The organism is Massilia rhizosphaerae (assembly GCF_016093545.1).
GTDB lineage: Bacteria > Pseudomonadota > Gammaproteobacteria > Burkholderiales > Burkholderiaceae_D > Telluria > Telluria rhizosphaerae.
Genome location: NZ_JADKYX010000001.1, coordinates 540,158 through 554,184, shown reverse-complemented (window position 1 = coordinate 554,184; position 14,027 = coordinate 540,158). Strand labels below are relative to the sequence as shown.

Annotated in this window: 12 protein-coding genes and 1 pseudogene; 8 read left to right on the top strand and 5 right to left on the bottom strand. The window is 66.2% G+C overall.

The window, feature by feature from the left end; all coding sequences use genetic code 11:
* Positions 1-40 precede the first annotated feature (40 nt).
* Entirely contained in the window at positions 41-715 is a 675-nt protein-coding gene (pnuC, locus tag ISF28_RS02320) for a nicotinamide riboside transporter PnuC (RefSeq protein WP_441295199.1), read from the top strand.
* Complete coding sequence (locus ISF28_RS02315; protein WP_370663382.1) at positions 712-1,941, top strand: cation:proton antiporter; 1,230 nt, start codon at positions 712-714, stop codon at positions 1,939-1,941. The genes pnuC and ISF28_RS02315 overlap by 4 nt, the downstream gene beginning before the upstream one ends.
* Positions 1,942-1,957: 16 nt before the next feature.
* On the opposite strand, the gene ISF28_RS02310 is transcribed toward ISF28_RS02315, so the two are convergent.
* Positions 1,958-2,665: a DUF4396 domain-containing protein gene (locus tag ISF28_RS02310; RefSeq protein ID WP_198115502.1), complete on the bottom strand. Its 708-nt coding sequence runs from the start codon at positions 2,663-2,665 to the stop codon at positions 1,958-1,960.
* A 340-nt stretch (positions 2,666-3,005) separates the two neighbouring features.
* On the opposite strand from ISF28_RS02310, the gene ISF28_RS02305 reads away from it, so the two are divergent.
* Positions 3,006-3,341 carry a four-helix bundle copper-binding protein gene (locus tag ISF28_RS02305; RefSeq protein ID WP_198115501.1) on the top strand — a complete coding sequence of 112 codons (336 nt, stop codon included), beginning with the start codon at positions 3,006-3,008 and terminating at the stop codon, positions 3,339-3,341.
* Between the two features lie 4 nt (positions 3,342-3,345).
* On the opposite strand, the gene ISF28_RS02300 is transcribed toward ISF28_RS02305, so the two are convergent.
* Positions 3,346-3,750: a hypothetical protein gene (locus ISF28_RS02300; RefSeq protein WP_198115500.1), complete on the bottom strand. Its 405-nt coding sequence runs from the start codon at positions 3,748-3,750 to the stop codon at positions 3,346-3,348.
* Between the two features lie 100 nt (positions 3,751-3,850).
* Positions 3,851-4,129 carry a hypothetical protein gene (locus tag ISF28_RS02295; RefSeq protein ID WP_198115499.1) on the bottom strand — a complete coding sequence of 93 codons (279 nt, stop codon included), beginning with the start codon at positions 4,127-4,129 and terminating at the stop codon, positions 3,851-3,853.
* Positions 4,130-4,301: 172 nt separating this feature from the next.
* Between ISF28_RS02295 and ISF28_RS02290 the strand changes: the two genes are divergently transcribed.
* Positions 4,302-5,465 carry a tyrosine-type recombinase/integrase gene (locus ISF28_RS02290; protein WP_198115498.1) on the top strand — a complete coding sequence of 388 codons (1,164 nt, stop codon included), beginning with the start codon at positions 4,302-4,304 and terminating at the stop codon, positions 5,463-5,465.
* A gap of 50 nt (positions 5,466-5,515) precedes the next feature.
* Positions 5,516-5,833 carry a carboxypeptidase-like regulatory domain-containing protein gene (locus ISF28_RS02285; RefSeq protein WP_198115497.1) on the top strand — a complete coding sequence of 106 codons (318 nt, stop codon included), beginning with the start codon at positions 5,516-5,518 and terminating at the stop codon, positions 5,831-5,833.
* A 34-nt stretch (positions 5,834-5,867) separates the two neighbouring features.
* Here the strand turns inward: ISF28_RS02285 and ISF28_RS02280 are convergent, their stop codons facing one another.
* The gene (locus ISF28_RS02280; protein ID WP_198115496.1) at positions 5,868-7,352 is read right to left on the bottom strand and encodes a hypothetical protein; all 1,485 of its coding nucleotides are present in this window, start codon (positions 7,350-7,352) and stop codon (positions 5,868-5,870) included.
* 319 nt (positions 7,353-7,671) lie between these two features.
* Between ISF28_RS02280 and ISF28_RS02275 the strand changes: the two genes are divergently transcribed.
* A complete protein-coding gene (locus tag ISF28_RS02275; RefSeq protein WP_198115495.1) occupies positions 7,672-10,053 on the top strand; it encodes a heavy metal translocating P-type ATPase in 2,382 nt (793 codons plus the stop codon).
* Positions 10,054-10,109: 56 nt separating this feature from the next.
* On the opposite strand, the pseudogene ISF28_RS02270 reads toward ISF28_RS02275, so the two are convergent.
* Positions 10,110-10,352 (bottom strand): annotated as a pseudogene (locus ISF28_RS02270) (DUF3141 domain-containing protein); the annotation flags it as partial.
* Between the two features lie 257 nt (positions 10,353-10,609).
* Between ISF28_RS02270 and ISF28_RS02265 the strand changes: the two are divergent.
* Together ISF28_RS02265 and ISF28_RS30990 are read left to right on the top strand one after the other, a co-directional pair.
* Positions 10,610-11,983: a lipase/acyltransferase domain-containing protein gene (locus ISF28_RS02265; RefSeq protein WP_198115494.1), complete on the top strand. Its 1,374-nt coding sequence runs from the start codon at positions 10,610-10,612 to the stop codon at positions 11,981-11,983.
* Positions 11,980-13,950: a CHAT domain-containing protein gene (locus tag ISF28_RS30990; protein WP_198115493.1), complete on the top strand. Its 1,971-nt coding sequence runs from the start codon at positions 11,980-11,982 to the stop codon at positions 13,948-13,950. The genes ISF28_RS02265 and ISF28_RS30990 overlap by 4 nt, the downstream gene beginning before the upstream one ends.
* Positions 13,951-14,027: the final 77 nt, after the last annotated feature.

Sequence of the window (14,027 nt, the reverse complement as noted above, 5' to 3'; positions counted from 1 at the left end):
AAGCACGGGCTGGCGTACAGTACACGCTTCTTCGAGGAGCGTGCATGAACAAGGACGGGCAGGGCCGGGCACGATGATCGGCCCGCTGGAACTGGCGGCGAACGGCCTGACCGCCGTGGCCATCGTGCTGGCCGGCCGCAACAACGTCCATACGTGGTGGACGGGCATCGTCGGCTGCACGCTGTTCGGCATCCTGTTCGCGCAGAGCCGCCTGTATGCGGACGTCGCGCTGCAGGCCTTCTTCGTCGCCACGAGCGTCGTCGGCTGGTGGAAGTGGGTGCGGGGCGACCACGGCGACCCGCTGCCGATCACGCACGCGCGCGCCGCGAACCTGGCGTGGACGGTGCCTTTGGGCGTGGCCGCCACGGCCGGCTACGGCATGCTGCTGCACCTGACGACGAACGCGTACGCGCCGTTCCTCGACTCGGCCGTGCTCGTCTTTTCCATCATCGGCCAAATCCTCATGATGCAGCGCCGGGTCGAGAACTGGGCGTTCTGGCTGCTCGTCAACAGCATCGCCGCGCCGCTGTACTTCAGCCGCGGCCTCGTCCTGACGGCCGCCCTGTACGCCGGCTTCTGGGTCAATGCCGTCGTGTCGTGGCGCAGCTGGCACAAGCGGGCTGCGCAACATTCCAAGCTCATCGATTCCCGGCCGCAGGAGCCGGCTCGTCAATCGCCGCCTCGGCGGCAGGGAGAACCGTCTTGTCCGAAGTGATATCCATCGTACTCGCGATCACGGCGTTGATCGCATGGCTGAATGCGCGCTTTCTCAAGCTGCCGTCGACGATCGGCGTCATGGCGGCGGCGCTGATGCTGTCGGCGGCCGCGCTGCTCCTCGACCGGCTGGGCCTGGATGCGCCCCATGCGTTCGGCGCAAAGCTGCTCGGCACGTTCGATTTTTCGGAAGTCCTGATGCAGGGCATGCTCAGCGTGCTGCTGTTCGCGGGCGCGCTCCAGGTCGACCTGCGCGAGCTGGCCGCGTACCGCTGGCAGATCGCCCTGCTCGCTTTCGGGGGGACGGTGGCGGCGGCGCTCCTGGTCGGCTTCGGCCTGCACGCCATCCTGCCGTATGTCGGATTGCCTTTGCCGCTTGGGTATTGCCTGGTGTTCGGCGCGCTGATCGCGCCGACCGATCCGATCTCCGTGACCGGCCTGCTGCGCAAGCTCGGCGCGCCGCACAACCTGGAAACGGTGATTTCGGGCGAGTCGTTGTTCAACGACGGCGTGGGCATCGTCGTGTTCGTCGTCATGGCGGAGCTGGCGGCCAGCCATCAGGTGCCGGCCGCGGGCGACGTCGTCCTGCTGTTGCTGCGCGAAGCCGGCGGCGGCATCCTGTTCGGCGTCGCGCTCGGCTTCGTGTCTTATATTCTGTTGGCCAGCATCGACAGCTACCAGGAAGAAGTCCTGATCACAGTGGCGACCGTGCTCGGCGGCTACGCGCTCGCGCACCGGCTGGGCGTATCGGGGCCGTTGGCCATGGTGGCGACCGGCATCCTGATCGGCAACCTGGGCAGGCAGCACGCCATGTCGAGCAAGACGGAAGAGCACGTCGACCAGTTCTGGGAGCTGCTTGACGGCATTTTCAACGCCATCCTGTTCGTGCTGATCGGTTTCGAGGCGATGGTGCTGCCATTGTCGGCCACGTTGCTGGCCGGCGGCGCGGCGGCGATCATCGTCACCCTGGTAGCCCGGTTGCTGACGGCCGGCCTGCCGGTGGCATGGTTCCAGCGGCATGGCGGCCTGCCCAAGGGTGCCTGGCAGGTGCTGACCTGGGGCGGGCTGCGGGGCGGCATCTCGGTGGCGCTGGCGCTCTCGCTGCCGGCCAGTCCGTACCGGGACATCCTGGTCACGGTGACCTATGAGGTGGTCGTGTTTTCGATCCTGGTGCAGGGGATGACGACGGGACCGCTGGTGCGGCGGCTGGTGCCCTGCACCGGGTGAAGTGCATGGCCGGCGCTCACATCTTTTCCTTGATGCCGGCCTTGAGCAGCCACCAGTTCACCGGGTAGCTGGTGGCGAAGCCGCACAGCATCGCGATCTGCATCATGAACCAGAATTCCGGACTGTTCACTTCCAGCGCCGCGCCGAGCAGCGCGCCGAACAGCCAGAACTTGGCGACGGCCATGAAGCCGTACATGCCGATCTGCCAGGCCGTGAGGGACAGCGCGTCGGCCTTGACAGCCTGCCAGATGCCTTCCAGCTTGCCCAGGTGGCGCATCGGGACGATGGTGAAATACTGGAACGCCACGCCGAGCAGGAACGCGAAGACGAAATCCAGGATCCACACCGCGAACACCTTGTCGGCGAAGATCTTCTGCCAGCCGAACCAGACGGCGACGGCCGGCACGAAGAACGCCAGCCACTCGGCGCAGATATCGCCGATGCAGCAGCCGCTACCGCAATGCGACGCGCCCTTCGCGACCATGATGGGGAACGGCACCTTCTCGTGCTCCCGGTCGGCCGCTTCCTTCGTGGCCAGGCGGCCGTAGCGGAAGTACATCCACGCCGTGGCGCCGGTGCCGAACAGTGCCGTCACCGGCCACACGACGTCCATGATCGCCATCCGCTGCGGATGGCGGATCACGTCGATCGCGAGGACGAGCGCACACGCCGCTCCCAGGACGAGGAAGGCGATCGACAGGTCATGCAGCCATGACGGGATCATGCCGTCCCTCCCGATGGGGCCAGGCGGGGCGCGCTGTCTATCGTGGGGTGGAAACGTTCATTCATCGGCGTTCAGGTGGTTGGGGGACACTGGAGCCCGCCCGTGACGCAACGGGATCGCCCGTCGCCGTGTTCAATATGATTCGACTTTACCGCGCATCGCGCGGGCAATGCGCACTGTTGAATGCGGTTAAAGGCCGCATCCCCGGCAGCGCACGGCCGATCCATTCGTGCCGGCGCCGTTTGTGCTAAGGTGGCCCCGCCAACGCAGGCCGGGAGACACCGGCCGCCGCCTTCGTCGGGATGTCCGGGACACGCTACCAATCCACCGAGGAGGAACGATGTCTTACGATGATTTCAAAGCCTGTATCGACGCCTGCAACGCTTGCGCGGCCGCGTGCGACCGCTGCGCCACCGCCTGCCTGCAGGAGAACGACGTCAAGATGATGGCGCGCTGTATCGCGCTGGACATGGACTGCGCCCAGATCTGCCGGACGGCCGCCGCGTTCATGGCGCGCGGCAGCGATTTCGCCCGCCAGCTGTGCCGCCTGTGCGCGGACGTGTGCACGACGTGCGGCGACGAGTGCGGCAAGCACCCGATGGACCACTGCCAGGCCTGCGCCCAGGCTTGCCGCGCATGCGCCGACGAATGCCGCCGCATGGCGGGCGCCGCCTGACGGGTCAGCCGCGCCGCGGCGGCGCCAGGTCGTCTTCGCTCTGGTTGCCGCCAGTCTCCGGTGCGCCGAGGCCCGTCGAACCGGGGCTGGCCTGGCGGCTGCGCGTATCCTGGTAGCCGCGGTTGATGGCCGTCGCGGCCGTGCCGGCGCCTTCGGCCTCGTCGGACGGCGCTTCCTGGCGCGCATCCTGATGATGACCCGCGCCGCCGGACCGGCGGCCGCCCCGCGCCGACGGCGCTTCTTCTTCGCGTCGCGGCTGCGTCAATGGGCGGCCGCCGCTGCCGCCGGTCTCGGCCATCGTCTCGTGGGTGAGGGTACTGCCCCGCTCGCCGCTCGTCGGATTGCCGACGCTCGTTTCCGATTGCTCGTTCTGCTGGCCCTTGCCTGAGTTGGTCGCTTGCGCGTTCATATCGCCTCCTGATCCGTCGGATGATGCGCGATTGTCGCCCCGTGCGGCGCACTAGTCTGTCGGCAGGGGCTGCGCGCGCGTGTAGGATGCCGGCCCGGCGTCAGACCGGGATCTCCGACGTGCCGCCGCTCACGCTGCCGAACTCCTGCAACTGTTCGATCGACAGGCGGCGATCGTTGAGCGCGGCGAGGATGGCTTTCAATTGCTCGGGATCGGGCTGGATGTAGACGACGCGTTGCTCGATTTCGTCGTCCCAGCAGCGCGTGTAGGGCACGTCCGTCTCGGTCATGATCTTCGCGTCGAAGCTGCCGTCGCGCAGTTCGCCGAACAAGGTAACCCGCGTCGTGTCGGGCGTCGTGTTTTTTACCGTGATGTTCATGCATGCTCCTTTCGGTTGGCAGGGCGTCGGGGCCATTGTCCCGTAGGCGCGGCCGGCGTGCAAACGCGGTTCAAGCGTGCGCGGCGGCGATCGGCCGTCTTGATCCGGCGGGGTGGTCCGGATGCTGGACAAGGTGATATACTGTACAAAAACACAGTATCAGCAGCGCGACATGCCGACCTTTACGCCCATCGACCTTGGCCCATCGATTCCGGTAGACACCTCGACCGGCACGAGCGGCCGTCTCCACGTCAAGATGTTTCGCCAGGCGGACGACGCCATCACGGAAGCGACCACCGACATCGAACTGGCGCGCGAATTCATCGCCCACGGCGAACTCAGCGCGAAATCGATCCAGAATACGCAAAAAGAATTGTTCCGCTTCCTCACCTGGTGCCGCGAGGAAGCCGGCAAGACGCTGGGCCAGTTGAACGTGGCGGACCTGAACGCGTACAAGGAATTCCTCAAGAATCCGCCGCCCGGCTGGGTGTCCACGACCAAATGGCCGCGCACCGATCCGCGCTACCGGCCGTTCACGGGGCCGCTGTCCGACCCGAGCCGGCGCCAGGCCATGATCGCCGTGAAGGGCCTGCTGAACTTCGCCGAGCAGACCGGCTATCTGCGCCGCAATCCAGGCGCGCTCGTGCGCAACGTGCGGGCGCCCTCGGCCAGCCGGATCACGCGCTACCTGACCCAGGGCGCGATCGCGCTGGCGCTGGAGACGGCCGCGCGGCGCCCGGCGGACACGCCGGCCGCAATCAAACGGCGCGCACGCGACCGCTTCCTGCTCGTCGCATTCGCGCACACGGGCGCGCGCCTGAACGAGATCGTCGGCGCGTCCATGGGCGCCATCTACACGGAAGGCAATGGCCGCTGGTGGCTGGACGTCGTCGGCAAAGGCAACAAGCCGCGCCGGCTGCCGGTCCCGCCGGACATGCTCGACGCGTTCCGCAGCTACCGCCAGGCCTTCGAACTGCCGCCGCAGACGAGCCGCGCGGACCGCACGCCGCTCGTCCTGTCGAGCCGCAGCCGCGGCCTCGCGCGCATCACCGACGAAGCGGCGGCGGAAGCGATCAAGGCGATCTTCGCCGACGCGGCAAGCGTGGCGGACATCCGCGGCGACAGGGACGCGGCCGCCGCGCTGCGCCAGGCCTCGGCCCACTGGTTGCGCCACAGCATGCTGACGAACCACGCGAACAATGGCGTCCAACTCAAGACATTGCAGGACACGGCGGGGCACGCGAACATCGCGACGACGGCGGCCTACCTGCACAAGACCGACAACGAACGCTACGACGAAATCATCGCGTCCGCGAACGGACGGGGCATCTTGTAGTCATTGTGATGCGCGCGCGATTGTGTCGACCGTGTCTATACTGAGTCATCATGATGCAGGCACACGACATTGGCAGCGGCATCCGGGGTGACGTCGTCTTGCGGCCGGTCAGCCCGGTCGAACGGCCCGGCTCGATCAACGAGCGGCCTTACCAGGCCTTGATCGGCGTGACGAACGAAGCGGGGCAGACCGTGGCCGAAGTACGCAGCGGCCCGGACGGCCGCTTCGTGATCGTGCTTGCCCCCGGGACGTACGTCCTGCACCCCGAATCGGAAGCGATGTACCCGCAGGCGCCGGCGCAAACGGTGACCGTGGTCAAGAACCATGTCACGCCGGTGCACATCGTCTACGACAGCGGCATCCGCTGAACGGGGTGCGGAGGAGGGCGGCGGCGCGGTTCGATTACGCGAAGCCGATGCCGACGATACGGCTGCCCCAATCGTGGTTCGACAGGATATCCTCGTTGACGAGCCATGCGCGCCGGGCGTTGCGCGGATCGACCGTCACCGCCGAATAATCGCCCCAGCGGCCGCCGCCGAACCAGGTCGGACTCGTGTACGCCGCCGTCCCCGACCCCAGGATGTACTTGCCGCCATCGTTATGGTCGAACCCGGAGAAACGCACCTGGGCATTGGTGCCGCGCGCCGGGTCCGTCATCGTCCACGTCACGAACACGTCGTTGGCGCCATTGGCCGCGATCGACGCGTTGAAATCGTATGAGGTCGACGTCCCGAAGAAGAAATCGGTTTGCACGAGCGAGTGCGTGAGCGTGTTGATCTGGTAGAACTTGGGCGCCGCATAGCCCACCAGATTCACGGTGTGGACCTGCCACAGGAAGTCGCCGGTCTGCGTGCTCGCGTTGACGAAACGGCCGTCGAGCGTATCGAGCACGGCGGTGGTTCCCGGCTGCGGGGCGTCCGGCGGCGCGCTGTAGGCGGGCACCGCGACATCCACGGGCCCCGTCAGCTGGATACCGTTCGGCCGGCTGGAATTGGTGAGCGTGTAGAGGCTCAACGCGCTGCCGCCCGACGCGGCGATCAGGTAAGTCCGCGCGTTCTGGTCCAGGACGATCGGCGGTGCGAGCGTGGCGCGCAGGCCCGTGAAAACCGGCACGGCGAAGCCGAGTCCGTTGTACAGGCGCGCCTTGGCCACCGCGAACATATCGGCGCCGCGGAATCCGCCGGACGACGTGAACACGTTGGCCGTGAAGATGACCGCATCCTGGTCCATGCCCAGTTGCGGGTAATCCCAGAAATCGCCGGCGTTGAAGGTCACGTTCAGCACATAGATGAAATACGGGCCGAGCGGATTCGACGTCGTCGAGATGGCGACGAAAAACAGTTGGCGCGTCGACGATTCCTGGAATGCATCGGCCGTGATGACCCAGCGGTTCCAGACGCTGTCGTACACGGCCCGCGGGTCGAACAATACCCGGGTCGTATAGCCGAAGAACGCGGCGAGCGAAATGCTGGTGCGCTGGCTCGGATTGGTACGGACAAAGATGTCGATGTGCGAATTGGTGATCTCGACGAAATGATCGAGCCCGACAGCGCCGTGCGTGTCGGGCGGGATGAGGCCGTCGACGTCGGTCGCGCCCGGCACGTTGGGACCGGTGAGGATGATCGGGGCACGGGGCAATGCCTCTGCTTCGAGTTCGGCATCGACGTGCTTTTCGGCGACCTGGCCTTGCGCCCGCAATTTTGTCTTGAGCTCTTCGTATTGATCCGCCGGCATGGTCGGCAAGAAGGGCTTGGACTTGCCTTGCGCGACCGCGCGCGGAGCGGGGGAGAGGTTGTTCTGCATATCCTGCAGCATCGCCTCCATGGTCCTGAGTTGGGGCGCGGCGGCCTCCAGCTGGGTCCCGATTTCGATTGAAGAATGTTTCACAGCACGACTCCTTTCCATTGAAATGTCCTGCGGCGCCGGGACCGGCGGCGTGGCCCTGCATCGTTCCCGCCCCGGTTGCCGGCGCCATCCACTATCGGGACAAACCGGACGGACGTCATTGACAGGGGTCACGGCGGGGAGGCCGTGAAGCCATTGTTCCGAAGGACTCTGCCGCGGAACCCGGTAATTAAGTTTTTGACTTGAGTCATGGGTTTTCTTCGATCGGGCTACATAGACCAAACGTATCCGCCTTCATTCCCGAATTCGGTCATCATGGGCGAACAAAGCCCGATATCGCGAGATAAGGAAAGGTTCGGATATGAACGACGTGTCATCCCACCTCGACGATGGGCACGACCACCATCGACATCATGGAACCGGCCACGACGCCCACCACGGGAACGCGGAAGGCGGCAAGCCGTTCACGGATCCCGTCTGCGGCATGAAAGTGGGCGCGGCCCCTGCCAGGGAAATCCGGTACGAAGGCCAGACCTACCATTTCTGCAGCACGAAGTGCATGGACAAGTTCCGCTCGGCGCCGCGGCAATACACCGAGCAAGCGGAGCAGAGCGCCCCCGAACCCGCCGCCGCCGCGCCGGACGGGACGATCTATACCTGTCCGATGCATCCCGAGATCCGGCGGCCGCAGCCGGGCAATTGTCCGATCTGCGGCATGACGCTCGAGCCGATGCTGCCGTCGCTGGAGGAAGAGGACAACCCGGAACTGGTCGATTTCAAGCACCGTTTCTGGTGGACGCTGCCGCTGACCGTCGTCGTGGCCGTGCAGGCGATGGCGGGGCACCGGCTCTTCAACGGCGGCCTGCCGGGGCAGAGCTGGATCGAGCTGGCGTTGAGCACGCCCGTCGTGCTGTGGGCCGGCTGGCCGTTCTTCGTACGCGGGGTGCAATCGATCAGGAACCGCAAGCCGAATATGTGGACCCTGATCGGACTGGGCGTCGCGGCCGCCTACGGCTATAGCGTGGTGGCCACCGCCGTTCCCGGACTCTTTCCGCAGACCTTCGCCATGCACGGCCGTATCGGGGTGTACTTCGAGGCGGCGGCGGTGATCATATCGCTGACCCTGCTGGGCCAGATGCTGGAACTGCGCGCACGCTCGCAAACGTCCGCGGCAATTAAATCGTTGCTGGGCCTTGCGCCGAAGACGGCGCGGCGTATCAATCCCGACGGCACGGAAGAAGACATACCCTTGACGCACGTGCACGTGGGCGATGCGCTGCGCGTGCGACCCGGCGAGAAGGTGCCTGTCGACGGCGTCGTCCTCGAAGGCGAAAGCGCCGTCGACGAATCGATGCTCACCGGCGAGCCGGTGCCTGTCACCAAGCGCCCCGGCGACAAGGTGATCGGTGCCACGATCAATGCCAGCGGCAGCCTGGTCGTGCGCTCGGAAAAAGTGGGCTCGCAGACGATGCTGTCGCAGATCGTGCAGATGGTCGCGCAGGCGCAGCGTTCGCGCGCGCCGATGCAGCGGCTGGCCGACGTCGTCGCCGGCTACTTCGTGACGATCGTGGTGACGATTGCCTTGCTGACCCTGGTCGGGTGGGGCGTGTTCGGACCGGAACCGAGCTGGGTGTACGGCTTCGTCAACGCGGTCTCGGTGCTGATCATCGCCTGCCCGTGCGCGCTCGGCCTCGCCACGCCGATGTCGATCATGGCCGCGACGGGACGCGGCGCCACGCAAGGCATCCTGTTCCGTGACGCAGCGGCGATCGAAGGCATGCGCAAGGTCGATACGCTCATCGTCGACAAGACGGGCACGCTCACCGAAGGCAAGCCCGCGTTCCATGCGGCGACGGCGCTGGGCGGCGGCAACGACCAGGAAGTCCTGCGCCTCGCCGCCAGCATCGACCAGGGCAGCGAGCACCCGCTGGCCCATGCGATCGTCGCCGAAGCACGCGGCCGCGGCCTCGCGCTGTCGAAGCCGGCGTCGTTCGAATCGGCCAGCGGCATCGGCGTGCGGGGCATCGTCGACGGCAAGCGGATCGCCCTCGGCAACACGGCACTGATGGACGTCGAGCGGGTCGACTGGCGGCCGCTGGCGGAGCAGGCCGAAGCGTGGCGGCTGGAAGGCGCCAGCGTGATGTACCTGGCGGCAGACGGCCGTCTCCAGGGCCTCGTCGCGGTCTCCGACCCCGTCAAGCAAACCACCGCGGAAGCGCTGGCGACGTTGAAGGACGCCGGCATCACGGTCGTCATGGCGACGGGCGACGGCGTGACGACGGCGAAATCGGTCGCCGCGAAGCTCGGCATTCCAGAAGTCTACGGCGAGGTCAAGCCGCAGGACAAGCTGGCATTGGTCGAACAAAAGCAGGCCCAGGGAAGGACGGTCGCCATGGCGGGCGACGGCATCAACGATTCGCCCGCGCTGGCGAAGGCCAATGTCGGCATCGCGATGGGCACCGGGACCGACGTCGCAATCAATTCGGCCCACGTCACGCTCGTCAAGGGCGACCTGCGCGGCATCGCGCGGGCGCGGCTGCTGTCGCTGGAAACAGTCCGCAACATGCGCCAGAACCTGGCGTTCGCCTTTGTCTACAACGCCCTCGGCATTCCGCTGGCGGCGGGGCTGCTGTATCCGTTCACCGGCAGGCTGTTGTCACCGATGATCGCCGCGCTGGCGATGAGCCTGAGTTCGGTCTCCGTCATCACCAACGCGCTGCGGCTGCGGGGCGGCGGGAAATAGCGTACGACGGCGGACGGTCGCCCCCGGTCAGCGAACCGCTCCGCCCGGTGCATAGACTTCAGGTTTTCGAAATTTTGCACGAGCCACGCGCCGTCCAACCGCCCGTCGGCCAGATCGGTGATGAGATCCAGGAGCCAGGAGCCGCCCAACAGGCCGCCCGCCAGGCGCATCGGATTCACATCGGATGCGCCCGCCCAGTACGACAGCGGCGACCCGTTGAGTACGGTTGGCCCGGTCAGGCCGCGACAATGCGCGGCGAGCAGTGCGACCGCCCATCCGGCCTGGCAATTCCCGTACAGGCAAGACAAGGTTGTTGCCGCGTCCTGTGCCATGCATCGCCTCCCACGTTTAGTTAGCAGAGCGGTGATGCAGCGGCCTGCAAAGCCGTCTACACGGGCTCGGCTCCCGTCCTCGCCCCAGCATATTGTAGATCGGCGCTTCTGCGCTTCGTTTAACAGGCTCGGGGAATGGACAACTTCTTCGCGCGGATTCAACATCTTGTCGCGACAACGCCGATCCCTTACTATCGAGTTCCCATTTCGAAACTCTTGTCCTCATGTCGGCCTTTACTGATCTGATCGTCCTGCTTCCTGGCATTACCGGCAGTGTGCTTACTGATATTGGCGGCAAGGACATATGGGCGCCGTCGATCTCCACCATTTGGCGTTCCATCACCGCCAGTGCCACAGCCATAAATAGCTTGGCCCTCACAGGCGGCCCTGAAGACGACGCGGTGCAGGCCACGGCGCTGGTTTCGGATGTCACGATCGTGCCCGGTTTCGTGAAGATCCATGGCTATACTCGGATAGCGGATTATCTGGTCAGCGAACTCGGTCTGGAACCGGGCGCCAACTTCCACGAGTTTCCCTACGACTGGCGGCGTGACAATCGGTTGAACGCCCGCCGCCTACGGGAGCAGGCGAGCGCATGGCTGGAAACCTGGCGGGCCACGTCCGGCCACCAAAATGCCAGGCTGGTATTGATCGGGCATTCGATGGGCGGCCTTGTCGCGCGTTATTTTTTCGAGTGCTTGGAAGGGTGGCGCGATACGCGCTTGCTGCTGACGCTAGGGACTCCCCACTCCGGATCGCTGAACGCGCTTGGTTTCCTCGAGCATGGGATGAAGAAGTCGATCGGACCGCTGGGCATCGATCTAGGGCCGGCATTGCGCTCGATGCCCTCGGTCTACCAGTTGCTGCCCAGCTACCGCTGCATCGCAATCGATAGCGGGCCGTTGCTGCACGTGCATGAGGCGGCGGCGAAAGGTGTACTGATGCACGTGGACGCGGCGCGCGCACTGGACGCGAAGAGCTTCCACGCCGAAATCGCCGCAGCGGCCGAGGCCAACAAGGCACAAGAGGGATATCCCGAGATGAGTTCGGTGCTCGTGCCCTTCGTCGGCATCGATCAGCCGACCTTCCAGTCGGCATTGCTCAATGCCAGCGGCCTGCGGCTGGTCGAACGCCTGGATACGGAAGACAGCGGCGGCGACGGCACCGTGCCGCGCGTGTCGGCCGTGCCGCCGGGCTGGAATGAAATGCGCATCGTGTATGCCGGCGAAACCCATGGCGCCCTCCAGAACGCCGACGGCACCTTGGTCAACCTCAAGGGATTGCTGACGGCACATAACGTGGACCTGCGCAAATTTTTCAGCGCGACCATGCCGGCGTCGCTGTCGCTCAGGGTGGATGACGTGGTCGCTCCGGGCGAGATGCTCGAGGTACGCGCCTGCCGCTCGGGTGGAGATGACGAGATCTTCGCCGAAGCGACGCAGCTGGGCTCGGGAGAGAAGGTGAGCGACCGCCTGTACCGCGACGGCGACAGCGGCTGGCAACGCGGCCGGTTCGACCTCGCACCGGGTCTGTGGCAGATACGGGTGCACTCCAAGGGCGCGGAACCGGTACATGAGATCGTGGTGGTGGCCCAGTGACGGAGTACGGACGGCAGATTGAGGCAAGCGACCGTTTCATCGTCGTGCGCTCGGAACTGCCGCGGGAACGCGTCCTGGACAAACTTGAAGCGAGCGATGCGCTCTGGGTCCTGGTGCGCTATCCATTTAGGGAGCGCTGGCTTCTGCTGGCGCGCGACGAGGCGCTGCGGATACTGACCGGCCCGCAGGCGTGGCCCGGCGCCCAATTGGCGCACGTGCTGTTGGGCGAGCGCCAGCGTTCCGTGCGGCTCGAATCCGGTTGGCGCCATCGCGATCGAATGGTGGTGCCGATGGGCGAGGATCGCTTCGTGCGGATGGACCGCGGACGGCCTGTCGCCGTCGTTGCCATGGTAGACGTCCCGCTGTCCGATCTGTCGGAGGACGATGAGGTCCCGATGGTCTCCCGGGTCATCGGGTTCGAGTCCGCACGCGAGCCGCCCGAACGCGAGCAGCCGGAGCCTGATGAAGGCGAGTCCCCGGTGCGGTTTCCGTCGATCGAACCCGAAGGTGCCGTCGCGCCCGGCCAGCCGGTTACGCTGGTGGTGGACCTGAGGCGCGCACCCGGCGCATCGACCCTGGGTGCGCTGGCAATGCACTTGCGGGACAGTGCCTGGACCGAAGTCGCGGTGACTGCCGTCCTGCATTCGGCCGCCATCGAGTTCGAGGCGGGCGGGGCGTGCGTGCTGCACGTGCGGCGCAACGCCGACACGCTGCAAGGGACCGTGCAAGGACGCGTGCTGGACGACGTCTGCCCGGGGGCGACGATCGAGGTCAGGGCCATGTTCGTGCTGGGGACGCGCTATTGTGGCGAAGCCGTACGCCGTATCCAGGTGGCGGCGTCGACGCCGTCGCCGGCCCCGTACGCGCCGGCGTCCTCCTTGCGTCTCGAGCCGCGCGCGCCGCAGCCGGATCTCATCGTCACGATCACGGTGACCGATCCCAACACGCCGGGCAAGATGCACTGGGGGATGCACACCAATTGGTTCCCCGGCCGTCCGGAAAGCATGCATGGCAACATCGACCTGGGTGGGGATCCCGGCGCCGCGGCGGCCAGGCTGCTCGATAGACTCGCGAAGCAGGCGCGCAAGGCGCATGGTCCGGAGATCGCGGCCGCCGGGGAGATGCTGTGGCGACTCGCGCCACCTGCATTTCACGCCTTGTACTGGGCGCTGCTGGACCATCATGGGGACAGGGCGCTGACGATCCAGTTCGTCACGGACGATCCGCACATGCCGTGGGAACTGATGCTGCCTGCGCGTGCCAGCACGTTGGCGCAAGGTGCGCTCGCCCTGCGCCATCATGTGGCGCGCTGGCCCGGCGGCTCCCGCGGCTTCCTGGGCGCACCCTTGCAGGACGGAAGCATGGTCGCGATCGCGCCTCGCTACAAGCGCGCGAATCTCGCGGCGCCTGACGCCGTGGAGGCGACGCAGCGGCTGGCACAGCGCCTGGGCGCGCAACAGCTCGACGGCACCGTTGCGGCGTTGATGGACCTGCTGACCAATCCACCGGCAAGCAGGGTGGCGCTGCTGTATTTCGCCGGCCATGGCGCGTATCCCTCCGACGATCCAGCGGAGGCGGCGATCGCGCTGGAGGACGGCAAGCTGAGCGCCAGCGTTGCCGCCAGCGCCGCCATCGAACTGGGCAGAAAACATGGTACCGTGGTGTTCCTGAACGCCTGCGAGGTCGGCGCGAGCGGCAGCGTATTCGGCGCAACGTGCGGGTTCGCCCAGGCATTCATGTCGCGCATGTTCGGCGGGCTCATCGCTCCTTTGTGGCGGGTCGACGTCGAGGACGCGAACCGCGCGGCGGAATTCGTGATGCGGCTGATCCTGGAAGACTGCGTGCCGATCGCCCAGGCCCTGGCGACGCTGCGCCATGAGCATGGTGGAACGTCGCCGAGCTTCCATGCCTATGTGTTCTACGGCGACGTCACTGCGCGATTGGGCCGGATCATCGAAAACGTTTAGGGCCTACCGCATCGCGAAATGCACGTGGACGCGAGCGCTGATATGGCCCGGATGGCTGTGTCGCCTCGTCCGATCGT

What these genes read in the sequence shown, in the direction of transcription:
- ISF28_RS02310 (WP_198115502.1), bottom strand. Translation starts at nt 2,665, where the DNA reads ATGATCCCGTCATGGCTGCATGACCTGTCGATCGCCTTCCTCGTCCTG.
- ISF28_RS02305 (WP_198115501.1), top strand. Translation starts at nt 3,006, where the DNA reads ATGTCTTACGATGATTTCAAAGCCTGTATCGACGCCTGCAACGCTTGC.
- ISF28_RS02300 (WP_198115500.1), bottom strand. Translation starts at nt 3,750, where the DNA reads ATGAACGCGCAAGCGACCAACTCAGGCAAGGGCCAGCAGAACGAGCAA.
- ISF28_RS02295 (WP_198115499.1), bottom strand. Translation starts at nt 4,129, where the DNA reads ATGAACATCACGGTAAAAAACACGACGCCCGACACGACGCGGGTTACC.
- ISF28_RS02290 (WP_198115498.1), top strand. Translation starts at nt 4,302, where the DNA reads ATGCCGACCTTTACGCCCATCGACCTTGGCCCATCGATTCCGGTAGAC.
- ISF28_RS02285 (WP_198115497.1), top strand. Translation starts at nt 5,516, where the DNA reads ATGATGCAGGCACACGACATTGGCAGCGGCATCCGGGGTGACGTCGTC.
- ISF28_RS02275 (WP_198115495.1), top strand. Translation starts at nt 7,672, where the DNA reads ATGAACGACGTGTCATCCCACCTCGACGATGGGCACGACCACCATCGA.
- ISF28_RS02265 (WP_198115494.1), top strand. Translation starts at nt 10,610, where the DNA reads ATGTCGGCCTTTACTGATCTGATCGTCCTGCTTCCTGGCATTACCGGC.